Genomic DNA, 24,036 nt, shown 5'->3' on the forward strand with positions numbered 1-24,036 from the left:
ACGGACCTACAGGTCGGTCAGCGCGTGTCCATCGAGCCGGGTGTGCCATGCCGGCACTGCCCGCAGTGCCTGACCGGCCGGTACAACCTGTGCCCTGACGTGAGGTTCTTCGCCACGCCACCGTACGACGGCGCGTTCAGCCAGTACGTCGCGATGCCGGCATCCTTCGTGTTCCCCATTCCTGACGGCATGAGTGACGACGCCGCCGGCCTGATCGAACCCCTGTCCGTCGGCGTGTGGGCCTGTCGACGAGGCGGCGTCTCTCCGGGCACGGACGTGCTGGTGACCGGTGCCGGCCCCATCGGGCTGATCGCCGCCCAGACCGCGCGGGCCTACGGGGCAGACACCGTCACCGTGACCGACGTGAACCAGCACCGGTTACGCCTGGCCGAGCGGCTCGGGCTCGGCACCGTCGACGTCGCGCAGACCTCGCTGGCCGATGCCGGGATCGAGGCCGACGTGCTGCTGGAGTGCTCCGGTAACGCCCGCGCCACCTGGGACGCCGTCGGCACCATGGCCCGAGCCGGCCGGGTCGTGCTGATCGGCATGGGCGGCGACACCGTGCAGCTGCCGCTGTCCTACGTCCAGGACCGCGAGCTGACGATCACCGGAGCATTTCGCTACGCCAACACCTGGCCCACCGCGATCCGCCTCGCCGCATCCGGGCGAGTAGACCTGGACGCGATGGTCACCGGCCACTACGGTCTGCGCGACGTCGAAGCCGCCCTGACGGCCTCACGGGACGACCCCCAGAGCATGAAAGCCATCGTCAGGCCCGGCGAGTGACCCGGAGAGTGACCCGGGCGAATGATCAGGAGAGTGACATGAGCGCCATGGACCGTTTCGACCTCACCGGCCGGGTCGCCGTCGTCACCGGCGGAACCCGAGGTCTGGGTGAGGGGTTCGCGACCGCTCTCACCGACGCGGGTGCCGCCGTGGTGCTGGTCGGACGTGACAGCGACCGCGGCCAGGTCGTCAAGCAAGCCCTGACCGAGAGGGGAGCGACCGTCACGTTCACGGCGGCCGACGTCACGGTCGCCGAGGATGTCACTCGCATGCTCGACGCGACGCTCGAACGGTTCGGCCGAGTCGACATCCTCGTCAACAACGCGGGCGCCTGTGTGCACGCTCCCGCCCTCGAGGTCACCGACGAGGACTGGCGGCACGTCATGGACGTCAACCTCGACGCCGTCTGGCACTGCGCGCGCGTGTTCGGACGGCACTTCGTCGACCAGCGCTCCGGCGTCATCGTCAACATCGGCTCGATGTCCGGTCTCATCGTCAACCGGCCCCAGTGGCAACCGGCATACAACGCCTCCAAGGCCGCCGTCCACCACCTCACCCGGAGCCTGGCCGCCGAGTGGGGGCCGTACGGCGTCCGCGTCAACGCCCTCGCGCCCGGCTACATCAAGACGGACATGTCGCCGGTCGACGAACCGCAGTACCGGCAACACTGGATCGAGGACGCCCCGCTGCAGCGGTACGGCACCGTCGAAGAGCTGGCCCCAGCCATCCTCTTCCTCGCGAGTGATGCCTCCAGCTTCGTCACCGGCTCGGTACTCGTCGCGGACGGCGGGTACACCACCTTCTGAACCGACGCCAGTCACGCACAGGGAGAGCCCTGTCCGTCTGCCGGTCTCGGCCCGTGGCGCTCCCCCGCCATCTGCGCCAGGGTGTGGAGCTATGGGCCGACCCACGATCGCGATCATCGGCGCCGGCTTCGCGGGGTACAACGCCGCTCGGGTCCTGGCCCGACGGATGCCCGACAGCGAGGTGGTCCTGGTCAACCCCACGGACTACTTCCTCTACCTCCCGCTGCTGCCCGAGGTGGCCGCCGGAATCCTCGACCCGCGGCGCGTGACCGTCTCCATCCCCGGGACGTTGCGGAAGGTACGCCTGCTCCTGGGGTCGGTGGACTCGGTCCGGCTCGAGGAGAAGCAGCTCACCTACATCGACCCGGAGGGCGACCGCGGGGAGCTGTCCTTCGACCGCGTCCTGCTGACCACCGGAAGCGTCAACAAGCTGCTGCCCATCCCGGGCGTCGCGAAGTACGCGCACGGCTTCCGCAACATCGCCGAGGCGCTCTACCTGCGTGACCACATCACCCGTCAGATCGAGCTGGCCGACAACACCGACGACCCGGAGGAGCGGGCGGCGCGGCTGACCTTCGTCGTCGTCGGCGCCGGGTACACCGGGACCGAGGTCACCGCCCAGGGCGTCCTCATGACCAAGGCTCTGTGCAAGGAGCACCCCCGGCTTGCGGGGCAACAGGCCCGCTGGCTCCTGGTCGACACCGCTCCGAGGGTGCTGCCAGGGCTGGGCGAGAGCCTCAGCCGAACCGCCGACCGCGTGCTGCGTCAGCGCGGGGTGAAGATCCGGACCCAGACCTCCGTCGCCGAGGCCACGGACGACCACGTCCGGCTGAGTGACGACACCGTCGTTCCCACCCGGTCGCTGATCTGGTGCGTGGGCGTGCGGCCGGAGCCGCTCATCTCCGGGCTCGGCTCCCCCACGACCAAGGGTCGGATCGACGTCGACGAGTATCTCCAGGTGCCCGGCCATGACCACGTGTTCGCGTGTGGAGACGTCGCGGCAGTCCCGGACCTCACCCGGCCCGGTGAGATCACGCCCATGACGGCGCAGCACGCGCAGCGCCAGGGGGTCCGCGCGGCGCTCAACATCGCGGCATCCTTGGGCATCGGCGAGCGACGTCCGTACGAGCACCACGACCTCGGCTTCGTCGTCGACCTCGGCGGCTGGACCTCGGCGGCGGACCCGCTGCACATCCCGCTGTCCGGCTTGCCGGCCAAGGTCGTCACCCGTGGCTACCACCTCTACTCGCTGCCGGGCAACCGCGGACGCACCGCCGCTAGCTGGCTGACCGAGACGGCGTTCGGGCGTCAGGGAGTCCAGCTCGGGCTGGTGCGCGGGAAGGACGTCCCCCTCGACACGGACACCCCTATGGGAGCGGTGACCCCCAACCCGTGAGAGCCGGCGAGCGCTGACCGACTCACATTCCGAGGAGCTGGGCCTTCGCGGCTGAGAACTCCTCGTCGCTGAGGAGCCCGGACGTCTTGAGGTTGGCGAGTCTCTCCAGCTGGTCCATCAGGTCTCCGGGCCCGGCGGCCGGTGGGGCATCCTGCGGCACGGCCGGAGGCGGCGGGGGTGGCGGGGCCGCCTGCTGCTCCGCGGCGGCCTGAGCCTGGGCAGCGCCGGCCTGCTGCTTCTTCTGGATGCTCCCGGATACGGCGGTGGCGGTTCCGGCGATCACGGCCGTGCGCGCCATGGTCCCGACCAGACCCGGGCGTCCCATGCGACGTCTCATCTCATGTCCCTCGTGTTCGTCGTTCGCGGTGTGCGGATGAAGTGGCTCAGTCCTCGTCGGGAACCGTGGCGAGGATCTCCTCGACGACGGCGCCGGGGATGCGAACGCTGTCGAGCAGCACTCCACCGGCCTCGACGACGGCGTCGCGAAGCGGCTTCATCCAGGTGTGCTCGAACGCCATGATCGCCGCCGAGCTGTTGGGTTCGAGCTCCGCCGTGAACGCCTCGACGTCCTCGTCCGAGATGATCCCTTCGATCCGCTCGATGACCGAGGTCAACGCGGCCGCATCGTCGTTGCCGCCCAGCTCGCCGAACTCGATGAGCGCGACGGTCCCGTCCTCGTCCTTGGTGGCGAACACCCCGTCGATGACGGTCACGGTGTCGGCATCGACCAGCTTCCGCAGTTCCGGCACGATCTGACCGGTGAACCGGTTCTCAGGGAAGGCGATGACCACGATCTCGATCGGGCCCAACGGCATGATGAAGTCCTTTGCCTGGTGCGAGGTGGGGGTCGAACGGGACCGACGTCCCGGGCGTCCGCGACCACACTAGGACTGGTGGCCCGCGGCAGCATCATCCTCAGGAGGTGACCGCTTCGTGGCCGGCGGGGTGTGGACTTGGCGTCATGGCCCAGGAGCCTGGGCCTTGTCAGCCTGGGTCTCAGGGGACCCGGGAGGGAGCACGCCATGAAGGCACGGACCGCCGCTCTGATCGTCATCGTCTGCGGAGTCGTCTTCTTCGTCGCGGGTGTTGCGACGTACGCCATGGTCAGCACGACGCTCGGCGCCCAGAACATCACGGTCTCCGAGGACGCCTCGATGTTCGCTGGGCAGCACATCACCCAACCGTGGGAGGCCTTCGCGCAGGCCAACGTCATCAACGAGCACGCGAACAAGATCGCCGGCGGGAAGACCTACGCGGAGCTCCCCCAGACCGACCCCAACCGGGCCACCGTCATGAACGCGTCGTTCCTCCAGGCGTCCCTGTTCACCTCCGTGGTGGCGTTCGGGGTGGCCGCCATGGCCGCCGTGCTGGGACTGGTCCTCGTCGTCATCGGGCTGGCGCTCCGGTCCGTCGCGAACGACGCCGCCGCGGTGACGGCTCCGGTCTCGGCGAAACAGACGGCCGCGTAGGCCACTCGCCTCAGGAACCGGCCACGCGCGCGCGGCACCACGCCGCGATCCACCGCTGCGCCGCGCGGGCCTCGGGCGTCGGGTGCAACGGATAGTCGTGGAGGAGTCCCGGCTCCTCCACCAGCTCGACCGCGCCGCCGACCGTCGTCACCTCGTCGACGAGGCGGTGCGCGTCCGCGTTGAGGATGTCGTGAGTGCCGCTGACCACCAGCATCGGCGGCAGACCGGCGAGGTCTCCGTGGATCGGGCTCACCCACGGATGGTCGGGGTCGAGCGGGCCCCGGTACGCGACGCCGGCCTCCCGGAGTCCGGGCGCCTGCAGCCACGGGTCGAGGAGTGCCCGCGCGGCCACACCGGGGTCGTCGCAGGTGATGTCGACCCACGGCGAGACGAGTACCAGGCCGGCCAGCTCTCGGTCGTGCGACCGGCGGAGCTCCTGGGCGACGGCCAGCGCCATCCCGGCGCCGGCCGAGTCGCCCGCCAGGAGTACCGGGCTCCCTGGGTAGCGCAGCACGTCGCGCACCAGTTCGACCACGCTGGGGACCACGATGTCGGCGGTCCCGATCGGGGCCAGCGGGTACACGGGGACGAGGACGAGGAGGCCGGTCTCCCGGGCCAGCCGCTCGACGAACCACCAGTGCCACGACCGCAGCTCGCGAAAGTACGCGCCGCCGTGGAGGAACACGAGACGTCCGGTCGACCGGCCCCGTGGGGCGATCTCGTACACCGGCCAACCGTCGGGGCTCACGCCCGCGACGACGTCCACCCGCCAGCCGAGGCGGGCGGGCGGCTTGTAGGTCGGGGGGCCCGCGCGCAGGGCGGTCATCGCTGCCCGGGTCGCCGGTCCCGTCGCATACTGCTCGTGGGCACGCCGGATGCTCGGCGCATACCGGACCAGGCGGCTGGCGAGACTCACAGGTAGAGACCCGTCGTGCCGTCCTCCTCGACCCGGCGCGCCGCGATGGCGTGGATGTCGCGCTCGCGGAGCAGGACGTAGTCCTTGGACTGCAGGTCGACCTCGTGGCGGTCCTCCGCGTCGAAGAGGACCCGGTCGCCGACCTCGACCTGGCGTACCGACGGCCCCGTCGCGACCACCCCCGCCCACGAGAGGCGCTTGCCGACCGCGGCCGTGGCAGGGATGAGGATGCCACCCCCGGACTTGCGCTCACCCTCGTTCTCGAGGGACACCAGGACCCGGTCGTGCAGCATGCGGATGGGCAGACCTTCGCCGGCCTTGGCCCGCTTGGCGGCCACCGCCGAGGTCAGCTGCGGTTGCGGCGCAGCAGTCCGGCGCCGACGAGCACCAGCGAGACCGCGCCGAGGACGGCGGCGACCAGCTCGGTGCGAATCTGGCCGTCAGGAGTGCGCGTGGCCTCGGCGATCCGGATCTTCACCGACTCGACCTCGCGCCGCACGATCTCCTGGGGACTCAACCGGGTGACCAGCTCGTCGATGGTGGTGCTCAGATGCGCTCGACGCTCGTTCAGCTCGGACTCGAGTGCCGCCACCTCCGGCGTGGGAGGGTCGGGGACCGCCGGGGTCGAGCTGCTCATCGCCTGACTCCTTGATAGCGCCGTCGTCCTGTCGGGCCAACCCTACAGACCGAGGTCCTTGCGCAGCTTGGCGACGTGACCGGTGGCCTTGACGTTGTAGCGCGCATCGGACACCTTGCCCTCCTCGTCGACGACGAACGTCGAGCGGATGACGCCCTGGACCGTCTTGCCGTAGAGCTTCTTCTCGCCGTAGGCGCCGTAGGCGTCGTGGACGTGCTTATCGGGGTCGGACAGCAACGTGATCGTCAGGCCGTCGCGCTCGCGGAACGTGGCCAGCTTCTCGGGCTGGTCCGGGCTGATCCCGAGCACCTCGACGCCGCGGGCGTGGAGCGCGTCGATGGAGTCCGAGAAGTCGCACGCCTCCGTGGTGCAGCCGGGGGTCATCGCGGCCGGGTAGAAGTACACGATGACGCGCTGGCCCTTGAGGTCCGACAGCGTCACGTCCTCACCCTTGTCGTTCGTCAGCGTGAAGTCGGGGGCGGCGTCCCCGGGCTTGAGAGTGGTCGTCACAGGTCCCAACCTAGCCTCGGCCGGTTCGCCGAGACAGACCCGGGTACGCCCTCGCCCGGCTCTGCGGTCGTTCCCCAGTCGGCCGCGCACCACGCCCCCGACTTCTCATGTCCGAGTCGCTGGCCGCCGACGGCGCACCTCGGACCGGTGCGGAAGGCGGGACTCGAACCCGCACGCCGAGGCACAGGAACCTAAATCCTGCGTGTCTACCAGTTCCACCACTCCCGCGAGTGGCCCAGTCTACGAAGCCGGACGCTACGAGACGTCCACCTGGACGGTGTGCCAGCCGGTCGAGCCGTCCGGGTCGGGCGGAGCCTGCTGCTCGGTCTGCGTGACCCCGGTCGCGTCGGTCGCGCGGACCCGGATCTCGTGCTTCCCCGGCGTCGCCGCCCACATCAGCGCCCACTGTCGCCAGGCGTCCACCGTCGGCTCGGCCGCGAGCGTCGCCTGCTGCCACGGCCCGTCGTCGACCTGGACCTCCACCTTGCTGATGCCGCGGTGCTGCGCCCACGCCACGCCGGCGACGGCCACGGTGCCCGCCTTGACACCGCGACCCGCCCGCGGGACGTCGATGCGGGACGCGGTCTTGATCGGGCCCTTCGCCGACCAGCCGCGCGGCGTCCAGTACCCCTCGTCGGCCGAGAACCGGGTCACCTTCAGCTCGGTCACCCACTTGGTCGCCGAGACGTACCCGTAGAGCCCGGGCACCACCAGCCGGGCGGGGAACCCGTGCTCGAACGGCAGTGCCTGGCCGTTCATGGCGACGGCGACCATCGCGTTGCGGTCGTCGGTGAGCGCCTCGATCGGCGTTCCCGCGGTGAACCCGTCGCTGCTGCGCGACAGGACCATGTCGGCACCGGCCTTGGGCTTGGCCATGGCCAACAGGTTGCGAACCGGCCAGCCGGTCCACATGGCGTTGCCGACCAGGTCGCCGCCGACCTCGTTCGACACGCAGGTCAGCGTGACGAGATGCTGCTCGAGCGGCTGCTTGAGCAGGGTGGCCCAGTCGATGGTGACCTCCTGCTCCACCTCACCCCACACCCGCAGCGACCACGTCGCCGTGTCGAGCTGCGGCACCACGAACGCCGTGTCGATCCGGTAGAAGTCGTCGTTCGGCACGATGAACGGCGTGACGCCCTCCACGTTCACGGACGCGCCGTCGACCGACGGCGTGACCGTCGGCGTCGGGATCACCGTGTCGGCCCGGGCTTCGCGGGCCGACCCCGCGCCGCCGCCCAGTCGCCAGCCGAGGAAACCGGCCACGAGCGCGCTGCCGCCGGCGAGGACCCGTCGGCGGGTCAGCGGGTTCCAGGCGCCGGTCTGCAGGTCGTCACTGGGCCTCGGCCGCAGTCGGAACAGCGTGTCGATCCCCGCCGCGGTCCCGAGCAGGGTCGGGAGCACGTCGGGTCCCGAGGCGCCGGGCCGCGAGATGACCGCGGCCATCCCGAGTGCACCCACCACGCCGAGCAGGACGGCGGCGAGAAGACCCCGCCGCCTCGAAAGCACGCCGATCCCGGCGCACGCCGCGACGAGGACGACGACCATCCCGATGGTCAGGGCCAGCTTGTCGTTCGTCCCGAAGGTCGAGACCGCGAAGTCCTTGAGCCATGGCGGGGTCCGGTCGATGAAGGCACCGGCCACCGCAGGAATCGGTGAGGGAGTCCCGCCGGCGATACCCAGCCATACCAGAGCCCCCGCCAGCAGGGTTGCGACGCCGATCGACACTGCGCCGGCGATGACGCCGTTGAGCGCCGCACCCCAGGTCGACCCGGACGTCGGCTCCTCGGTCCGCTGGTCGGGCGGAGCCGCCGTCGAGCCACCACCGAGCGGCGGCGGGACACTCCTCGTCGCGTCGGTCTTGGCCGGACGAGGGCTCAGGTCAGTCATTCGGTCAGCCGCTTCCTCAGGATCGGCGCCATCTCGCGGAACGCGCGCCCGCGATGCGAAATGGCGTTCTTCTCCTCGTCGGTGTACTCGGCCAAGGTCCGGCGGCCACCATCCGAGGACTCGACGAGGAAGATCGGGTCGTACCCGAACCCGTTGTCACCACGTGGTTCTCGGGCCAAGGTCCCGTCAACTCGGCCCTCCGTCGACTCGACGGTCCCGTCCGGCAGGGCGAGGACCGCCGCGCACACGAACGCCGCCGACCGGTGCTCCGGTCCCACGTCGGCCACCTGTTCCAGCAGCAGTCGCAGGTTGGCCCGGTCCCGGTCCGCCCGCGCCAGGTCGGTCCCACCGGTCGTCCCTGACCACCGCGCGCTGAACACGCCCGGCGAGCCGCCGAGGACGTCGACGGCGAGGCCCGAGTCGTCGGCGAGCGCCGGCATACCGGTCGCCTCGGCGAGGGCCACCGCCTTGAGCCGGGCGTTGCCCTCGAACGTGACCTCAGTCTCGGGGACGTCCGGTCCGTCGACCTCGGCCGCGCTGACGATCTCGAGTCCGAGCTCGTCGACGAGGACGGCGAGGATCTCGCGCAGCTCGTGCACCTTGTGCTCGTTGCGAGTCGCCAACACCACGCGCCGCGCCGTCACGTGCGCGACCTCGCGGGCGCCTCGAGAGCGGACTGCTGCAGCACGGTGAGGTCAGCGCACCCCTTGGTGGCGAGGTCGAGCAGCCGCCCGAGCAGCTCGCGGTCGAACGGGTCGGCCTCGGCCGTGCCCTGAACCTCGACGAACCGGCCGTCACCGGTCATCACGACGTTCATGTCGGTGTCGGCGGTCGAGTCCTCGGGATAGTCGAGGTCGAGGACCGGCTCCCCCTTGACGACGCCGACGCTGATGGCGGCGACCGACCCGGTCAACGGCCGCGCCTTCGCCGACAGCAGACCCCGGTCGCGGGCGTCCTCGATCGCGTCGACCAGGGCGACGTAGGCGCCGGTGATGGCCGCCGTCCGCGTCCCGCCGTCGGCCTGGAGAACGTCACAGTCGAGGACGATGGTGTTCTCCCCCAACGCCCTCGTGTCGACGACGGCTCGGAGGGAGCGCCCGACGAGCCGCGAGATCTCGTGGGTCCGGCCGCCGATCCGGCCCTTGACCGACTCACGGTCGGAGCGGGTGTTCGTCGAGCGCGGGAGCATCGCGTACTCCGCGGTGACCCACCCGGTGCCCTGTCCCTTGAGCCAGCGGGGAACGCCAGCGGTGAACGACGCGGCGCAGAGCACCCGCGTGCGCCCGAACTCGACGAGGACGCTGCCCTCGGCGTGGTCGAGCCAGTTCCGGGTGATCCGGATCTCGCGCGTCTGGTCGGGTGAGCGCCCGTCGTGCCGGGTCGTCGGAGCGGGCTTTTCGCTGGTGGGATCGGTCATGGCCGCAAGGCTAACCACGGCCCGAGAGTACGTCGGCGACCTGTCCGGAGGCCCGCGTCGAACCTCACGAAGCCCTTACAGAACGTATGCGGCGCCGGGCTCGGCGAGCTCGACCTCACCCGCCCAGTGCGCCGCCGCCTGGGCGCGGCACCGCTCCCGGTCGTTCCACGCGGGGATGTGCGTGAGCATCAGCCGGCCGACACCGCCGGCGCGGGTCGCGACCCGCGCACACTGGGCGCCGTTCATGTGGATGCCGGGGAGCGTGTCCCGTCCCTCGACGAAGGCCGAGTCCGCGAGGACCAAGTCGGCGTCGTGCATCAGCGGCAGAAGGGACTCGCACTCGTCGGTGTCCCCCGTGTAGGCCACCGTCACCCCGTCGGCCTCGACCCGCAGGCCGTACGCCTCGATGGGGTGGTGGACCGCATACGGGGTGACGGTGAACGGGCCGACGACGACCGGCACCCGGTCGACGTGGTCGCGGTAGTCGAACTCGGTGTCCATGGCATGCACGTCGTCCAGCCCGTAGGCCTCGCTCATCCGCTTCCCGGTGCCGGTGGGGCCGTAGACGACGACGGGCTCGGAGTGGCCCTCGGGGTGGTAGCGCTGGACGACGTAGAGACCGCACAGGTCGATGCAGTGGTCCGGGTGCAGGTGGCTGAGGAAGATCGCGTCGAGGTCGCGCGGGTCGATGTGCTGCTGCAGCGTGCCCAGCGCGCCCGCGCCGATATCGAGCACGACGTTCCACGTCCGGCCCTCGTGCTCGGCCTGGACGAGGTAGCAGGACGCGGGCGACCGCGGCCCGGCGAAGGACCCGGAGCAGCCGACGACGGTCACCTTCACGCGGTCCACCTCATGGGGCCACCGCCATCGGCGCCGACCCGAGGTTGCCGAACACCGTCTCGACCTCGGGTCCGAGGAACCGGCGGGCCAGGCCACGGAACTCGTCCGGGTCGCCGGTCGTGCTGAACGCCAGCGTCGGGGCGGGCAGCTCGTCGGGACGCAGCATGTCGCCGTCGGCGAGCACCCGGTAGACGTCCTTGGCCGTCTCCTCGGCCGAGGACACCAGCGTCACGTCGTCGCCCATGACGTAGGAGATGACGCCGGTCAGCAGCGGGTAGTGCGTGCAGCCGAGGACCACCGTGTCCACGCCGTGCCCGGCGACCGGCTCGAGGTACTCGCGGGCGACGTCGAGCAGCTCCTTGCCGCCGGTCACCCCCGCCTCGACGAACTCGACGAAGCGCGGGCAGGGCTGGCTGAACACCTCGATCTGGGGAGCCGCGGCGAAGGCGTCGACGTAGGCCTGCGACTGGTGCGTACCGGTCGTCGAGATCACGCCCACCCGGCGGTTCCGGGTCGCCGCGGCCGCCCGCCGCACCGCCGGCCGGATCACCTCGATGACCGGCAGGTCGTACCGTTCCCGGGCGTCGTGGAGCACCGCCGCACTCGCGGTGTTGCAGGCGATGACGAGGACCTTGACGCCGTGGTCGACGAGCCGGTCGAGGCACTCCAACGCATACTGCCGGGTCTCGGCGATCGGGCGCGGGCCGTACGGGGCCCGAGCCGTGTCCCCGAAGTAGACGACCGACTCGTGAGGCAGCTGGTCGAGCACTGCCCGGGCGACGGTGAGGCCACCGAAGCCCGAGTCGAAGATGCCGATCGGCGCGTCCGTCACCCCTGAAGGATAGGTATGCGCGTGTTTGCCGACCGAATCAGCGCGCCGTCTGCTTGGTCACAGCACGCTCGACGGCGGGCACCACCTCGTCGAGGAACGCCTGGTGGAACCGCGCGTCGTCGTCGTCACCGTCGTGCGGGGCGTGGAAGCGCACCGCGTACTCCGCCACCTCCCAGAGCCACCACTCGAGGTCGAACAGCTCGACCATGTCGTCGTCGAGCTCGGCCGTGCCGCCGTGCGCGACGTAGGCCGACAGCGGCTCGGCGCCGTCCGCTCCACGCAGCACGGTGCGCAGGTCGCGCTCACGCGGCGCGACCCGTAGCGACTCCCAGTCGACGAGTACCGGACCGCCCAGCTGCCACAGGACGTTCGCGGTATGCGGCTCTCCGTGCGTCGCCACCCACCCCTCGCGGCCCTCGAGCGCCTGCGCGGCGAGCTGGTCGAAGCGCTGGTAGAGCCGGCCGAGCTCCGGTCCACTGCGCCGCAGCGCCTGGCGCACGGACTCGCCGAACGGGCCGGCACTCCACGGTCCTCCGAGGCGCGTCAGAAGAATGCCCAGCTCGGAGCGCCGCGGCGGGCCGGGGGTCCACGGTCGTGTCCGCGCGGGCGGCCGCTCGGCGTGCAGGCCGCCGAGGGCGCCGGCGATGAGCGCCCGCTGGTTGTCGTCCGCGTACTCCCCCGGCCCGGGCTCACCCTCCAGGTAGGGGGCGACGGTCAGCAGGTATGCGGCCAGCACGACACCGACTCCCGTGGGCTCGGTCTCCGGGGCCACGGTCGGAACCACGACGTGATGGCCACGAGCCGCGAGCTCCCGCGCCGCCGCATACGAGTCGAGGAGCTCCTCGAGCCGGCCATCGGTGGCGACGTCGTCCGCGGTGACCAACCACCGAGGCTGGTGCCGCCCGCTGCCGACCCAGTGGTGTGCGCCGGCGCCCCGCGGGAGGTAGGCCGCCGACACGATGCCCACGTCCCAGTGCTCGCGCACGACCGCGAGGACGGCGTCGGGAGACAGGTCCGCGGGCTCGGTCAGCATGGGCTCAGTGGAAGAGTCCGCGACCCAGCAGCGCGGTGGTCAGCGACTCCTGCATCCAGGTGAGGAAGTCGTAGAACGAGGCGGCGTAGACCACCGGGTCCTCCGGGTCGAGGTTGGCGACGAGCCGGTCGAGGGCCAGTGCGTCCTCGTCGGTCTTGAGTCCCAGCCGCTCGCCGAGGACGAGCCGGGCATCGGTCAGAGCCACCACGACGGCGTCGGCCTGCTTCCTCGTCAGCTCCAGCCGGTCGCCCTCGGCACCGCGCAGCGCCTCGATCGCCACGGTGAGGTTGGCCGCCTTGCGGTCGCGCAGGTCGTGCTCGGTGAGCCGGCGGAACTCGGCCGCCACCTTCTCGTCGCCGCGGTGGGCGGTGGGCAGCAACCGCTCCAGTGCGGGGTCGCGGTCGGCGAGCTCCTCGGCACTGGCGACGTGGTCCTCAGCGCCCACCGAGACGCCGGCGACGATGTCGTCGAACGCGTCAGGGTTGGCCACCGGAGGCTCGCCCGCGTCGGTCGGCGCGACGATGTCGCGGGTCTGCTCCAGGAGGCCGGCGACGACGCCGCGCTCCATCTCGTCGAAGGCGGCCACATAGCGCTGGCCCTTCCGCCGGAACGCCCGAGCCACCCTCAGGCGTCCTTCTCGAAGGTCGCCCAGAGCCCGAACCCGTGCATCGCCTCGGTGTCCCGCTCCATCTCCTCGCGGTTGCCGTGGGCGACCACGGCCTTGCCCTTGGAGTGGACGTCGAGCATGAGCTTCTCGGCCTTGTGGCGGGGGTACCCGAAGTACGTCTCGAAGACGTACGTGACGTAGGACATGAGGTTCACCGGGTCGTTCCACACGAGCGTGATCCACGGGACGTCCAGCTCGAGCTCTTCCACGACCTCGGTGCTGCGCTCCTCCACGGGAGCCAGGGAGGCCGAGATCACCACTGCCCCACCATAGGCTGTCGAGCGTGGCCCGTACCTCTTCCAGCACAGGGCTCCTCACCGATCACTACGAGCTGACGATGCTCGAGGCGGCGCTCCGCAGCGGCGCCGCCGGGCGTCGCTGCGTCTTCGAGGCGTTCGCCCGCCGGCTGCCGGACGGCCGCCGCTACGGCGTCGTCGCCGGAAGTGGCCGGTTCCTCGAGGCGCTGCAGAGCTTCCGGTTCGGGGAGGCGGAGATCGAGGACCTGCGGGCCCGTCACGTGGTGGACGAGGCGACCTGCGACTGGCTGACGGGTTATCGCTTCTCCGGCGACATCAGCGGGTATGCCGAGGGCGAGGTCTACTTCCCCGGCTCACCGGTCCTCGTCGTCGAGTCGACGTTCGCGGAGGGCGTGGTCCTCGAGACGCTGGTCCTGTCGATCCTCAACCACGACACCGCGATCGCCTCGGCCGCCTCCCGGATGACCGCCGCCGCCGGTGATCGGCCGTGCATCGAGATGGGGTCGCGCCGGACGCACGAGGAAGCCGCGGTGGCTGCAGCGCGCGCCGCCTACATCGCCGGGTTCTCGACCACGAGCAACCTCGAGGCCGGCCGCCGCTACGGCGTCCCGACCGCCGGTACGGCGGCCCACGCGTTCACCCTCGTGCACGACACCGAGCGAGAGGCCTTCGAGGCACAGGTGGCCAGCCTCGGTCCCGGCACGACCCTGCTCGTCGACACCTACGACGTCACCGAGGGGGTACGCACGGCGGTCGACGTGGCAGGCACCTCGCTCGGCGCGGTCCGGCTCGACTCGGGCGACCTCCTGGAGCAGGCCCGACAGGTCCGCGACCAGCTCGACGGGCTCGGCGCGACCGGGACGCGGATCGTGGTCACGTCCGACCTCGACGAGTATGCGATCGCCGCCCTCGCCTCGGCTCCCGTCGATGCGTACGGGGTCGGCACCCAGCTGGTGACCGGTTCCGGCGCCCCGACGGCGAGCATGGTCTACAAGCTCGTCTCGCGCTCCGACGACCACGGCGTCATGCAGCCGGTCGAGAAGCGCAGCGCGTCGAAGACGTCGGTGGGTGGGCGTAAGTGGGCGCTGCGCCGGCGGTCCCCGGACGGGGTCGCGGAGGCGGAGGTCGTCGGCATCGAGGAACGGCCGACCGACGACGGGGACGACCGGGCGCTGATGGTCGACCTGGTGCGCGACGGCCAAGTGCTGTCCCCATCGGACCTCGCCGCGGCCCGCGAACGACACCTGGCGTCACGGGCGGAGCTGCCGGCCAGCGCCCTGCGACTGCAGCGCGGCGACGTCGCCATCCCTACGGTCTTCGAGGACCGAGCCACTCCGTAGCAACTCCCAGCGCTGCGGCCTAGGTTCGGCGCATGCATACCCTTGCCACTGCTGGCGACTCGATCTGGTCCGACATGTTCACCTTCCAGATCCCGGCGACCGAGAAGATCCTGCGCACGATCTTCGTCTACGCCGCGGTCGCGCTGCTGATCCGTGTGTTCGGCCGGCGGATGCTCGCCCAGCTGAACCTCTCCGACCTCGTCGTCGTGCTCCTCCTGTCCAACGTCGTGCAGAACGCCATCATCGGCGACGACAACTCGCTCTCGGGCGGCCTGCTCGGGGCGCTGACGCTCGTGCTCGTCGACTACCTGTTCGACCGCGTTGCCTTCATGATCAAGGGATCCGAGCGGTTCTTCGACGGCAAGCCGGTCACCGTCGTCAAGGACGGACAGGTCGACTCGAAGAAGCTCCGCCGACTCGGCATCCGCGACGGCGAGCTCCGGACCGTCCTGCACCGGCTCGGCGCCGACCACGCCTCGGAGGTCGAGTCCGCGACGCTGCGCCCGGGCGGGTCGTTCGACATGACCCTCAAGCGGGACGAGCAGGACGCCAACGCCGGGGAGCTGGAGGCGGCGGTCCGGCGGATCGAGGCTCGCATCGACGAGCGCTTCACCGCGTTGGAGGCCCGGATACCGTTGTCGCGTGAGTGACCCCTATCGCGCCCTGCTCGTCGTCGACGTGCAGAACGACTTCTGCGAGGGCGGGTCACTGGCCGTCGCGGGCGGGTCGAAGGTGGCCCGACTGATCGCCACGTTCGTGGACGCGCACGGGGACGACTACGCGACGATCGCGGCCACCGCCGACTGGCACGAGGACCCGGGTGCGCACTTCGCGGACGACCCCGACTTCGTCGACACCTGGCCGCCGCACTGCCGAGTGGGCTCCGACGGGGCGGACTTCCACCCAGCGGTGAAACCCGCCGTCGCCCGAGCGGAGGCGGTCTTCCGGAAGGGCCGGTTCCGCGCGGCATACAGCGGGTTCGAGGGCCACGCGCCCGACCCCGACACCGGCCAGCCTCTGGACGACTGGCTGGGCGACCGGCGGATCGGCGCGGTCGACATCGTCGGGATCGCCACCGACCACTGCGTGCGGGCGACGGCGGTCGATGCGCTCCGGCGCGGGCTGGGGGTGCGGGTGCATCTGCACCTGACCGCCGGCGTGCTGCCGACGACGACCGCCCGGACGCTCGACGAGCTCCGCGCAATGGGCGCGGAGCTCGTCGGCGATCCGGTCGTTCGCGGCTGAGGTCAGCCGGTGATGGTCACCGGCTGCCCGTTGGCGACGAGCTTCCAGTCCATCGTGGAGAACAGCGACGAGTCGATGACCTTGTTGGCGGTCACCCAGTCGATGAGCAGCTGCCGGATCTCGACCTGGGCGTTGTAGACGACCGGAGCCGTCGTCACGCCGGGGAAGTTGCCGCCGCCGGACTGGCGGTAGTTGTTGATGGCGATGACGAACGCCTGGTTCGACGTCACCGGAGCACCCGCATACCGGAGGTTCTTGATGCGGCTGCCGACCGGCTGGGCGATGTCGATGTCGTACGTCAGCGGAGCGTCGAGCCCGCCCATGATGTCGTAGTTGTAGTCGGGCGTTCCGTTCGGCGCGGTGCCGGTGGGGGCGTTGGTGACGGCGTCGGCCGCGAACGGGCCGGCGCTCGCGACCTTCTCGAAGTACTGGGCCGAGAACTCCAGGTAGGCGAGCACCTGGGCGCCGGTGAACTTGATGCCCAGCAAGGTGTTGTCGTAGATGTACAGCCCCGCCACGTCACGCACCGTGACGTCGCCGGCCGGGATCGCTGCGGCCTTGTTGAACGGCGCCGCGATCGACAGCATCGGCGTGGTCGCGTCGGCCGTGCCGGCCAGCGCCTTGCGCACCGCGTCGGCCTGGACGTAGTTGATGAAGTCCATCGCCGCGGTGTCCTCGTAGCGGGACGTCGCCGCCGACATGGCCTGCTTCGAGGTGCCGATCACGCCGTTGACGTAGGCGAGCACCTTGACGTGAGCCGGCCGGATGATCCGCGCGATCTCGGCGTCCTCGGGCACGGTGTTCGCGTCGTAGACCGTGCCGACCAGCGCGGTGTCGTCGACGACCCACTGGCCCTTGACCTTGGCCATCGGGATGTCCATCCGGGCGACCCGCATACCCCAGTAGAGCGGCTCGACGAGGAGCACCTTCTTGCCCGTCGAGGTGTTGGTGACGATCTGGTTGAAGTCGATGTGGGCGTGCCCGACGAGGATGGCGTCGATGTCGGCGACCTGCTCGGCGAGCAGGCGGCTGGCGTTCTCGGGGTACGGCAGGGCGTCGCCGTAGGACGACGACGTGACCGGGCCGGAGTGGCAGGACACGACGATGACATCGGCGCCGGCGGCCTTGAGGCGCGGGACGTAGATCTTGGCCTGCTCGACGATGCCCGGGAACTTCGCCTTGCCCTGGACGTTCGCCTTGTCCCAGATGGCGACGCCGGGCGTGACCAGGCCGAGGATGCCGACCCGGAGGGGCTTCTGGCCGGGGACCTTGACGGTCTTGATGATGTACGGCGGGAAGAGGGGGGCGCCGGTGTTCCAGTCGACGGTGTTGGCGCTGAGCAGCGGGTGGTTGCACTGGGCGTCAAAGGCGCGAAGCAGGTCCAGGCCATAGTTGAACTCGTGGTTGCCGAGAGCGGCGGCGTCGTATCCGACGGAGTTCATGGCCTGGGCCATGGGGTGCATGGTGCCGTTGGTGATGGGCTCGATCTTGGCGTAGTAGTAGGCGAGCGGCGTGCCCTGGATGGTGTCACCGGCGTCGAGGGTGATGGTGTTGCCGGCGCCGACCTCGGCGCGGACGGCCTTGATGAGCGTGGCGGCCTTGGCGACGCCGATATCGCGGTGCTGCGTGTCGTCGTACTCGGCGTTCTTGTAGTAGTCCCAGTTGTAGACGTTCCCGTGCAGGTCGGTCGTGCCGAGAACGGTGAGCGTGTACTCGTGCTTGCCGGGCTTGCCCTTCTTCGCGTCCTGGGCGGCCTGAGCCGGACCCGCGGCGGCGACGCCGGCCACGCCGACGCCTCCCACGGTGGCCATGGCCAGCAGCTGGCGGCGGGTGGTCTGGGCCTCGGTGATCGTGCTGAGGGTTCGGGGCGCGCGGCGCGTCATGTCACTCCAGGGGGTGTCGGGGTGGGTTTCGGGGCGCCCGGCATCGAGTGACGCCGGGGCCGTCCGCCCCGCACGTTTCCTCCTTTTGGAGCCGGACGCAACCTCGCCCCCCTGATCGGGCTTACCACTCCCCTGCCCCAGGTCGGCTCGCAACAACCGACCGCCTCGTCGAGGCGGTCAGGAAACGCGGCCGTCCTTCGCTCGAGGTCAGCACAAATGCCAGGTCGCGACGCCGGCAAGGCAGCCAAGAACCGACAGGACAAGTTGCTCCTGACCAAGATGGCCGAGGCCACTGCAGCGCATCGACCAGGCGCGCGTCGACCGAGGCGCCGCACCCACCAGAGCGTTCAACGAGGAGTGGCGGCGGTACTTCCCGGGTCGGGACGTTGCCTGAGCCCCAACAACGACGCCCGATGACAGTGGTTGCGGTACCTCAGGCCATTCGGCCACGACTGTCGACCCTGGCGTCAGTGGTTGCGGTCAGCCGTGGGACGGGGGTTCGGCGGCTGCGCGCCGGTGGGAGCCGCGGAGCCAGCTGAGGGCGTACTGGCCGTCGTCGACCGCGCGTCCGGCCTCGCCGAGCTCCAGCGGGCGGAACGTGTCGACCATGACGGCCAGCTCGTCGAAGTAGTGGACGCCGATCGAGCCCTCGGTCGCGCCTGGCTGCGGGCCGTGGGGGTGACCGCCGGGGTGCACCGAGATCGAGCCCTTGCCGATCCCGGACCCCTTCCGCGCCTCGTAGTCGCCGTCGACGTAGAACATGATCTCGTCGCTGTCGACGTTGGAGTGGTAGTAGGGCACCGGGATCGACAGCGGGTGGTAGTCGACCTTGCGCGGCACGAAGTTGCAGATGACGAAGTTCCAGCCCTCGAACACCTGGTGCACCGGTGGAGGCTGGTGGACGCGCCCGGTGATGGGCTCGAAGTCCGCGACGTTGAAGACGTAGGGGTAGAGGCACCCGTCCCAGCCCACGACGTCGAGCGGGTGGAACGGCAGGGTATGCACGGTGCCCACGACGCCCCCGGGTCCGGACCCGCGGTGCTTGATGAACACCTCGGTCTCGTCGCCCGCGCGAGCGCCCACGTCCTCGGCCAGCAGCGGACCCGCCGGAAGCCGGAGGTCGCGCTCGCAGTAGGGGGCGTGCTCGAGGAGCTGGCCGTACTTCGAGAGGTACCGCTTCGGCGGCGCGATGTGCGAGTTGGCCTCGATCGCGTACGTGCGCAAGGGATCCCGCGGGGACCGGCGCGGGACCCATCGATGCGTCGTCGCGCGCGGGATCACGACGTAGTCGCCCGGACCGACGTCGAACGCGCCGAACACCGTCTCGACCCGCGCCCGGCCGCGCTCCACGAAGACGCACTCGTCGCCGATCCCGTTGCGATACCAGGGGCTCGCGAGCGCCGACACCGCATACGAGATGCGCACGTCGCCGTTGCCGAGGACGAGCCGCCGTCCGGTCACCGGGTCGGTCCGTCGCACCGCGCCCGCGTCGAAGAGGTCGTGCAACCGCAGGTGCCGCGGGACCAGCGGATGGTTCGGCGTGGTCGACAGGTCTCGGATGGACCACTCGCGGGAGTCGGCGATCGTGGACGGGATGTTGCGGTGGTAGAGCAGCGACGAGTCGGACGAGAAGCCCTCCTCCCCCATCAGCTCCTCGTAGTAGAGGGCGCCCTGCTTCCCGCGCGACGCCGGTCGCCGGTGCTGGGTGTGCCGCTTGTGAGGGACGCTGCCCATCCGTTGGTAGTGCGCCATCGCTGCTCCCGTTCGTGACCACGAGCGTCCGATAATCGGACAGTTGTGTAGCGATATTCTAGCGACCATGACGAGCTGGCTCGACCTCGACGCGACCGACCCGTTCGGCCTCCAGACGCTCCCCTACGGGGTCTTCTCGACCGCGGACCGGCCCACACCGCGGATCGGGGTACGCATCGGCGGGTTCGTCCTCGACGCCGCCGCCGCCGCGGAACAGGCGGGGATGGAGTCCGGCGAGACGTGGGCCTGCTCGAGCCTCAACCGGTTCCTCGGCCGCGGCCCTCAGGCCTGGGCGGCAGCGCGCGAGTGGCTGACCATGGTGCTGAGCGGCGACGCCTACCGCGACGCGGTCGAGCCCCACCTGCACCCGCTCGACGCGGTCACCATGCACCTGCCCTTCGAGGTCGCCGACTACGTCGACTTCTACGCCGCTGAGCACCATGCCGCGAATGTCGGCCAGATCTTCCGGCCCGACAGTCCCGACCTGCCCGCCGCGTGGAAGCACCTGCCCATCGCCTACCACGGGCGAGCCGGCACCGTCGTCGCGAGCGGAACCGACGTCGTCCGGCCCAGCGGGCAACACCGGGCCGCGGGCTCGTCGCTGCCCTCGTTCGGGCCGAGCGCGCGCCTCGACATCGAGGCCGAGGTCGGGTTTGTCGTCGGAGGGGCGACGGACCTCGGTATGCCGGTGCCGCTCTCCGAGGCCGGCGACCACCTCTTCGGGGTGGTCCTGCTCAACGACTGGAGCGCCCGTGACATCCAGGCGTGGGAGTACGTGCCGCTCGGCCCGTTCCTCGGCAAGTCGTTCGCGACGAGCATCTCCGCGTGGGTCACGCCGTTGGCCGCGCTCACCGAAGCGCGGGTCGACCTGCCCGGACAGGAGCCCGAGCCGTTGCCGTACCTGAGCGGACCCGCCGCGCGCGGGATCGACCTCCATCTCCAGGTGACGGTGAACGGCACCGTGGTCGCGCGGCCCGAGTTCCGCCACGTGTACTGGTCCCCCGAACAGATGCTGGCCCACCTCACGGTCAACGGAGCGTCGCTTCGCAACGGCGACCTCTTCGCGTCGGGCACGGTGAGTGGTGCCGAGGCGCACACGCGCGGGAGTCTCCTCGAGCTGACCTGGAACGGCCGCGACCGCCTCGAGCTCGACGACGGGACCGCACGTGGGTTCCTCGAGGACGGTGACGTCGTGACGATGACGGCGTGGGCGCCGGGACCGGGCGGTTCGCGGGTCGGTGTGAGTGAGGTGACCGGGCGGATCGTCCCGGCGCGTCAACCCGCATCGGGTGGAGGTTACGGGGAGCGTTAGGGCGCTCGGGTATACCTCCACCCGGTGACGAGGCGGCGTCAGGCCAGGGCGTCGCCGACCTCACGCGCGGCGGCGACGACGGCCGGGCCGACCCGGTCCTCGTCCAGCTCGCTCAGGGCGACCACCCCGACCGACCCCTCGACCTCGCCCGCCGGCAACGGGGCGGCGACGCCGTGCGCGCCGGGCTGCAGCTCGCTCCGGCTCGTCACCCAGCCCTCGCCACCTTCGCGACCCCGGACGATGGCTCTCCCCGCTGCGCCGCGGTCCAGCCCGTGCCGCGTCCCTGGCCGGTAGGCCACGTGCACATCGGTCCAGGTCGGCTCCACGACGACGACCGCGAGCGCTCCGTCCCCGTCCACCAGGGTCAGATGCGCGGTCGCGCCGAGCTCGTCGGCCAGCCGCCGCAGCACCGGCGTCGCGGCGGCCCGCACCAGCGGCGCGACGGCCGCGGCCAGACGCGTCACCGCATACCCCAACCGCACCCGCCCGCCCGGCAGCCGGACGACGTACCCGTGGGACTCGAGCGTGCCGAGCAGCCGGTATGCGGCGGTGCGGCTCATGCCGAGGCTCGCGGCCAGCGCCGTGACGGTCATGCCCGCGGCGTTCTCGGGGCGGGCGAGCAGGTCGAGCAGGCGCAGGCCCCGGTCGAGGGTCAGCGAGAAGGAGCCGGGCGGGTCGCTCCGGTCAGCGACCACGACGCTTGACGACGACGTTGGTCTTGGCGATCTTGTCGTGCAGCGCCTGCCTCTTGTCGTCCCAGAGGGGCCAGAGGAGGTTGAGGATCTTGATGATCACCGACGAGGCACCGATCCCGGGGACCAGGCTCAGGAGGCTCGTGCCGACGTAGATGGTCTGCCGTTTGAGGGCCACGAGGAACGTCGGGTTGCCCGGTGTGTCGCGCAGCCGGACCGAGATGCCGACCGCCATCTTCCCCGGCGTCGCGCCGCGCCAGGTCAGGAAGGCGACCTGGTAGATGATCGTCACGGCGAAGCTGATCAGCGAGATCGGCAGGACGTAGCCCGTGATCTGGTCCGACAGCTGTGCCTGGTCGAAGGTCGGGGAGCCGCCGCCTTGCGCCTCGTTCATGATCTGCGTGAACCAGGACGTGTACCAGGCCACGAACTGGGACAGCCAGTACCAACCGGCCACCGTCGTGATGGCGACTTGGATGACGAAGTCGATGAACCACGCGCCGACGCGCTGCCCGTAGCTCGCCAGCGGCACGCCATCGGGTGTCGTCTTGACGCCCAGAGCCGTCGAGTAGGCCGGCGGCGTCCGGTTGTAAGCACCCTGGGGCGGGTAGCCGGGAGGGCCGTACTGAGGCGCCGGCGGGTACTGGCCGTACTGCTGCTGCTGGCCGTACTGCTGCTGCTGGCCGTACTGCTGCTGCCCGTAGGGAGGCTGCTGCCCGTAGGGAGGCTGCTGGCCGTACTGAGGCGGCTGCCCGTACTGGGGCGACTGGCCGTACCCCGAGGAGTCCTGCTGCTGCCCGCCGTAGGGCAGCTGCTGGGTCGGCGTCTGCGGGACCTCCTGCGTCGGTGCCGGCTGCGTCGGGGCCTGCTGCGCGGCCTGCTGCGCGGCTTTCTGCTCGGCGAGCCCGATCGTCGTCTGTCCCGCCGTCGGTGAGGTCCGTGGAGTGGTGTGGCTGGTCCACAGGACACCGTCGAAGTACCGGAGGTTCTCGGAGTTCTCCGGGTCGTCGTACCACCCGGCGCGCTGGCTCATACCTCGGAGTTTCCCATACCCACGTTGGCTAGCCGACCACTCTGCGCCGACCTCAGAGGTTGCCGCGCCGCTCCTGCTCGCGCTCGATCGCCTCGAAGAGGGCCTTGAAGTTGCCCTTCCCGAAGCCGAGCGAGCCGTGCCGCTCGATGAGCTCGAAGAAGACGGTCGGGCGGTCGCCGAGGGGCTTCGTGAAGATCTGCAGGAGGTAGCCGTCCTCGTCACGGTCGACGAGGATGCCGCGACTCTGCAGCTCCTCGATCGGGACCCGGACCTCGCCGATCCGAGCCCGCAGTTCCGGGTCCTCGTAGTAGGAGTCCGGAGTGCTGAGGAACTCGACACCGTTGTCCCGCAGCGCATCCACGGTCCTGAGGATGTCGTTGGTCGCGACGGCGAGGTGCTGAGCACCCGGGCCCTGGTAGAACTCGAGGTACTCGTCGATCTGGCTCTTGCGCTTGCCCACGGCCGGCTCGTTGAGGGGGAACTTCACCCGGTGGTTCCCGTTGGCCACCACCTTGGACATGAGGGCGGAGTAGTCGGTCGCGATGTCCTCGCCGACGAACTCGGCCATGTTCACGAAGCCCATGACCCGGTTGTAGAAGCCTACCCACTCGTCCATCTGGCCGAGCTCGACGTTGCCGACGATGTGGTCGAGGGCCTGGAAGAGCCGCTTGGGCTGACCCTCGCGACGCGAGACGGTCGACGCCGCCGCCACGAAGCCCGGCTTGTAGGGGCCGGTGTACCGGTGGCCCGCGACGACCCGCTGGACGAGGGTGTGCCGGGTGTCGCCGTAGGTCGCGATGGCAGCGGTGCGGATGGTCCCGTGCTCGTCGGACTCGTCGTGCGGATCCTCGATCACGGTCGCGCCGGCCCTCCGAGCCTGGACGATGCACCGGTCCACGTCAGGCACCTCGAGCGCGATGTCGACGACGCCGTCGCCGTGCTTGCGGTGGTGGTCCGCGTGCAGGCTCTCGGGGTTGACCGCGCCGCAGACGACGAACCGGATCGACCCGGACTCGAGCACGTAGGACTTGTGGTCGCGATACCCGGTCTCCGGCCCGCGGTAGGCGACCAGCTGCATACCCCAGGCGGACTGGTAGTAGTGCGCCGTCTGGGTCGCGTTGCCGACGACGAAGACGATGGCGTCCCAGCCGGTCACCGGGAAGACGTCCTTGGCTTCGTCGTAGGCGACCAGTCCGACCAGCTGCTTCAGCTGGTGGACGTCGAAACCGGCGTCGCGTTCCTGCTGGGTCAGGTCGGTCGGGTCGGTCGCGTCGTCATCGACCTGGGACACCATCGTCGTCGTCATGACCGGAGCATGCGGTACCG

Annotated in this window: 27 protein-coding genes and 1 tRNA gene; 8 read left to right on the forward strand and 20 right to left on the reverse strand. The window is 70.6% G+C overall.

Annotated features, from left to right (window positions below; translation table 11 throughout):
* The 3 genes from VIG79_RS08485 to VIG79_RS08495 all read left to right on the forward strand — a co-directional run.
* The coding region (locus tag VIG79_RS08485; protein ID WP_331884549.1) for a zinc-binding dehydrogenase at nucleotides 1–786 on the forward strand (786 nt) is incomplete at its 5' end.
* A gap of 38 nt (nucleotides 787–824) precedes the next feature.
* On the forward strand, nucleotides 825–1,592 hold the full coding sequence (locus VIG79_RS08490; RefSeq protein WP_331884551.1) for a glucose 1-dehydrogenase: 768 nt from the start codon (nucleotides 825–827) through the stop codon (nucleotides 1,590–1,592).
* Nucleotides 1,593–1,683: 91 nt separating this feature from the next.
* Complete coding sequence (locus VIG79_RS08495; protein WP_331884553.1) at nucleotides 1,684–2,988, forward strand: NAD(P)/FAD-dependent oxidoreductase; 1,305 nt, start codon at nucleotides 1,684–1,686, stop codon at nucleotides 2,986–2,988.
* 22 nt (nucleotides 2,989–3,010) lie between these two features.
* On the opposite strand, the gene VIG79_RS08500 is transcribed toward VIG79_RS08495, so the two are convergent.
* Nucleotides 3,011–3,313 carry an SHOCT domain-containing protein gene (locus VIG79_RS08500; RefSeq protein ID WP_331884555.1) on the reverse strand — a complete coding sequence of 101 codons (303 nt, stop codon included), beginning with the start codon at nucleotides 3,311–3,313 and terminating at the stop codon, nucleotides 3,011–3,013.
* Between the two features lie 58 nt (nucleotides 3,314–3,371).
* Entirely contained in the window at nucleotides 3,372–3,803 is a 432-nt protein-coding gene (locus VIG79_RS08505) for a DUF6325 family protein (protein WP_331884557.1), read from the reverse strand.
* A 207-nt stretch (nucleotides 3,804–4,010) separates the two neighbouring features.
* On the opposite strand from VIG79_RS08505, the gene VIG79_RS08510 reads away from it, so the two are divergent.
* Nucleotides 4,011–4,457: an aromatic ring-opening dioxygenase LigA gene (locus VIG79_RS08510; RefSeq protein ID WP_331884559.1), complete on the forward strand. Its 447-nt coding sequence runs from the start codon at nucleotides 4,011–4,013 to the stop codon at nucleotides 4,455–4,457.
* A 10-nt stretch (nucleotides 4,458–4,467) separates the two neighbouring features.
* Here VIG79_RS08510 and VIG79_RS08515 read toward each other — a convergent pair whose 3' ends face one another.
* From VIG79_RS08515 to clpS, 13 genes are all read right to left on the reverse strand, one after another.
* A complete protein-coding gene (locus VIG79_RS08515; protein WP_331884561.1) occupies nucleotides 4,468–5,373 on the reverse strand; it encodes an alpha/beta hydrolase fold domain-containing protein in 906 nt (301 codons plus the stop codon).
* Nucleotides 5,370–5,711, reverse strand: coding sequence for a co-chaperone GroES (locus VIG79_RS08520; RefSeq protein ID WP_331884563.1), 342 nt, complete (start codon nucleotides 5,709–5,711; stop codon nucleotides 5,370–5,372). The genes VIG79_RS08515 and VIG79_RS08520 overlap by 4 nt, the downstream gene beginning before the upstream one ends.
* 8 nt (nucleotides 5,712–5,719) lie before the next feature.
* Nucleotides 5,720–6,010, reverse strand: a complete 291-nt coding sequence (locus VIG79_RS08525) for a DUF3618 domain-containing protein (RefSeq protein WP_331884565.1) — start codon at nucleotides 6,008–6,010, stop codon at nucleotides 5,720–5,722.
* 42 nt (nucleotides 6,011–6,052) lie between these two features.
* A complete protein-coding gene (gene bcp / locus VIG79_RS08530) occupies nucleotides 6,053–6,520 on the reverse strand; it encodes a thioredoxin-dependent thiol peroxidase (RefSeq protein ID WP_331884567.1) in 468 nt (155 codons plus the stop codon).
* Between the two features lie 148 nt (nucleotides 6,521–6,668).
* Nucleotides 6,669–6,748: transfer RNA gene (locus VIG79_RS08535), tRNA-Leu, on the reverse strand.
* 27 nt (nucleotides 6,749–6,775) lie between these two features.
* The gene (locus tag VIG79_RS08540; RefSeq protein WP_331884569.1) at nucleotides 6,776–8,407 is read right to left on the reverse strand and encodes a molybdopterin-dependent oxidoreductase; all 1,632 of its coding nucleotides are present in this window, start codon (nucleotides 8,405–8,407) and stop codon (nucleotides 6,776–6,778) included.
* Nucleotides 8,404–9,051: an RdgB/HAM1 family non-canonical purine NTP pyrophosphatase gene (gene rdgB, locus VIG79_RS08545; RefSeq protein WP_331884571.1), complete on the reverse strand. Its 648-nt coding sequence runs from the start codon at nucleotides 9,049–9,051 to the stop codon at nucleotides 8,404–8,406. Before rdgB ends, VIG79_RS08540 begins: the two co-directional genes overlap by 4 nt.
* Nucleotides 9,048–9,824 (reverse strand): ribonuclease PH, encoded by a 777-nt coding sequence (gene rph, locus VIG79_RS08550; RefSeq protein WP_331884573.1) that lies wholly within the window; start codon nucleotides 9,822–9,824, stop codon nucleotides 9,048–9,050. Before rph ends, rdgB begins: the two co-directional genes overlap by 4 nt.
* Before the next feature lie 75 nt (nucleotides 9,825–9,899).
* Nucleotides 9,900–10,664 (reverse strand): MBL fold metallo-hydrolase, encoded by a 765-nt coding sequence (locus tag VIG79_RS08555; RefSeq protein WP_331884575.1) that lies wholly within the window; start codon nucleotides 10,662–10,664, stop codon nucleotides 9,900–9,902.
* A 10-nt stretch (nucleotides 10,665–10,674) separates the two neighbouring features.
* Complete coding sequence (gene murI / locus VIG79_RS08560) at nucleotides 10,675–11,496, reverse strand: glutamate racemase (RefSeq protein WP_331884577.1); 822 nt, start codon at nucleotides 11,494–11,496, stop codon at nucleotides 10,675–10,677.
* Nucleotides 11,497–11,533: 37 nt separating this feature from the next.
* A complete protein-coding gene (locus VIG79_RS08565) occupies nucleotides 11,534–12,529 on the reverse strand; it encodes a phosphotransferase (RefSeq protein WP_331884579.1) in 996 nt (331 codons plus the stop codon).
* A 4-nt stretch (nucleotides 12,530–12,533) separates the two neighbouring features.
* Nucleotides 12,534–13,151, reverse strand: a complete 618-nt coding sequence (locus VIG79_RS08570; protein ID WP_331884581.1) for a DUF2017 domain-containing protein — start codon at nucleotides 13,149–13,151, stop codon at nucleotides 12,534–12,536.
* 2 nt (nucleotides 13,152–13,153) lie between these two features.
* A complete protein-coding gene (gene clpS, locus VIG79_RS08575; protein ID WP_414672607.1) occupies nucleotides 13,154–13,450 on the reverse strand; it encodes an ATP-dependent Clp protease adapter ClpS in 297 nt (98 codons plus the stop codon).
* Between the two features lie 29 nt (nucleotides 13,451–13,479).
* Here clpS and VIG79_RS08580 point away from each other — a divergent pair, with 29 nt between their 5' ends.
* From VIG79_RS08580 to VIG79_RS08590, 3 genes are read left to right on the forward strand one after another with little or no spacing between them, the layout of a single operon-like run.
* The gene (locus VIG79_RS08580) at nucleotides 13,480–14,793 is read left to right on the forward strand and encodes a nicotinate phosphoribosyltransferase (RefSeq protein ID WP_331884583.1); all 1,314 of its coding nucleotides are present in this window, start codon (nucleotides 13,480–13,482) and stop codon (nucleotides 14,791–14,793) included.
* Nucleotides 14,794–14,825: 32 nt separating this feature from the next.
* Entirely contained in the window at nucleotides 14,826–15,443 is a 618-nt protein-coding gene (locus VIG79_RS08585; protein ID WP_331884585.1) for a DUF421 domain-containing protein, read from the forward strand.
* Nucleotides 15,436–16,038 carry an isochorismatase family protein gene (locus tag VIG79_RS08590; RefSeq protein ID WP_331884587.1) on the forward strand — a complete coding sequence of 201 codons (603 nt, stop codon included), beginning with the start codon at nucleotides 15,436–15,438 and terminating at the stop codon, nucleotides 16,036–16,038. Before VIG79_RS08585 ends, VIG79_RS08590 begins: the two co-directional genes overlap by 8 nt.
* A gap of 2 nt (nucleotides 16,039–16,040) precedes the next feature.
* On the opposite strand, the gene VIG79_RS08595 is transcribed toward VIG79_RS08590, so the two are convergent.
* Nucleotides 16,041–17,921, reverse strand: coding sequence for a bifunctional metallophosphatase/5'-nucleotidase (locus VIG79_RS08595; RefSeq protein ID WP_331884589.1), 1,881 nt, complete (start codon nucleotides 17,919–17,921; stop codon nucleotides 16,041–16,043).
* Nucleotides 17,922–18,401: 480 nt separating this feature from the next.
* Nucleotides 18,402–19,673 (reverse strand): homogentisate 1,2-dioxygenase, encoded by a 1,272-nt coding sequence (locus VIG79_RS08600; RefSeq protein ID WP_331884591.1) that lies wholly within the window; start codon nucleotides 19,671–19,673, stop codon nucleotides 18,402–18,404.
* Nucleotides 19,674–19,740: 67 nt separating this feature from the next.
* On the opposite strand from VIG79_RS08600, the gene fahA reads away from it, so the two are divergent.
* Nucleotides 19,741–20,985 (forward strand): fumarylacetoacetase, encoded by a 1,245-nt coding sequence (gene fahA, locus VIG79_RS08605; protein WP_331884593.1) that lies wholly within the window; start codon nucleotides 19,741–19,743, stop codon nucleotides 20,983–20,985.
* A 38-nt stretch (nucleotides 20,986–21,023) separates the two neighbouring features.
* On the opposite strand, the gene VIG79_RS08610 is transcribed toward fahA, so the two are convergent.
* The 3 genes from VIG79_RS08610 to hppD are packed head-to-tail and all read right to left on the reverse strand — an operon-like array spanning nucleotide 21,024 to nucleotide 24,016.
* The gene (locus VIG79_RS08610; protein ID WP_331884595.1) at nucleotides 21,024–21,680 is read right to left on the reverse strand and encodes an IclR family transcriptional regulator; all 657 of its coding nucleotides are present in this window, start codon (nucleotides 21,678–21,680) and stop codon (nucleotides 21,024–21,026) included.
* Nucleotides 21,670–22,710 (reverse strand): RDD family protein, encoded by a 1,041-nt coding sequence (locus VIG79_RS08615; protein ID WP_331884597.1) that lies wholly within the window; start codon nucleotides 22,708–22,710, stop codon nucleotides 21,670–21,672. Before VIG79_RS08615 ends, VIG79_RS08610 begins: the two co-directional genes overlap by 11 nt.
* 52 nt (nucleotides 22,711–22,762) lie before the next feature.
* Entirely contained in the window at nucleotides 22,763–24,016 is a 1,254-nt protein-coding gene (hppD, locus tag VIG79_RS08620) for a 4-hydroxyphenylpyruvate dioxygenase (RefSeq protein WP_331884599.1), read from the reverse strand.
* Nucleotides 24,017–24,036 lie beyond the last annotated feature (20 nt).

Origin of the sequence: Lapillicoccus sp., assembly GCF_036559105.1 — a bacterium.
Lineage (GTDB): Bacteria > Actinomycetota > Actinomycetes > Actinomycetales > Dermatophilaceae > Lapillicoccus.

Bases quoted from the DNA above. Each gene is read 5' to 3' on its own strand.
- VIG79_RS08615 (WP_331884597.1), bottom strand. From the start codon at position 22,710: ATGAGCCAGCGCGCCGGGTGGTACGACGACCCGGAGAACTCCGAGAAC.
- VIG79_RS08505 (WP_331884557.1), bottom strand. From the start codon at position 3,803: ATGCCGTTGGGCCCGATCGAGATCGTGGTCATCGCCTTCCCTGAGAAC.
- VIG79_RS08565 (WP_331884579.1), bottom strand. From the start codon at position 12,529: ATGCTGACCGAGCCCGCGGACCTGTCTCCCGACGCCGTCCTCGCGGTC.
- VIG79_RS08525 (WP_331884565.1), bottom strand. From the start codon at position 6,010: ATGAGCAGCTCGACCCCGGCGGTCCCCGACCCTCCCACGCCGGAGGTG.
- rph (WP_331884573.1), bottom strand. From the start codon at position 9,824: ATGACCGATCCCACCAGCGAAAAGCCCGCTCCGACGACCCGGCACGAC.
- VIG79_RS08495 (WP_331884553.1), top strand. From the start codon at position 1,684: ATGGGCCGACCCACGATCGCGATCATCGGCGCCGGCTTCGCGGGGTAC.
- VIG79_RS08510 (WP_331884559.1), top strand. From the start codon at position 4,011: ATGAAGGCACGGACCGCCGCTCTGATCGTCATCGTCTGCGGAGTCGTC.
- VIG79_RS08595 (WP_331884589.1), bottom strand. From the start codon at position 17,921: ATGACGCGCCGCGCGCCCCGAACCCTCAGCACGATCACCGAGGCCCAG.
- fahA (WP_331884593.1), top strand. From the start codon at position 19,741: ATGACGAGCTGGCTCGACCTCGACGCGACCGACCCGTTCGGCCTCCAG.
- VIG79_RS08500 (WP_331884555.1), bottom strand. From the start codon at position 3,313: ATGGGACGCCCGGGTCTGGTCGGGACCATGGCGCGCACGGCCGTGATC.
- hppD (WP_331884599.1), bottom strand. From the start codon at position 24,016: ATGACGACGACGATGGTGTCCCAGGTCGATGACGACGCGACCGACCCG.
- VIG79_RS08585 (WP_331884585.1), top strand. From the start codon at position 14,826: ATGCATACCCTTGCCACTGCTGGCGACTCGATCTGGTCCGACATGTTC.
- VIG79_RS08600 (WP_331884591.1), bottom strand. From the start codon at position 19,673: ATGGCGCACTACCAACGGATGGGCAGCGTCCCTCACAAGCGGCACACC.
- VIG79_RS08490 (WP_331884551.1), top strand. From the start codon at position 825: ATGAGCGCCATGGACCGTTTCGACCTCACCGGCCGGGTCGCCGTCGTC.
- VIG79_RS08540 (WP_331884569.1), bottom strand. From the start codon at position 8,407: ATGACTGACCTGAGCCCTCGTCCGGCCAAGACCGACGCGACGAGGAGT.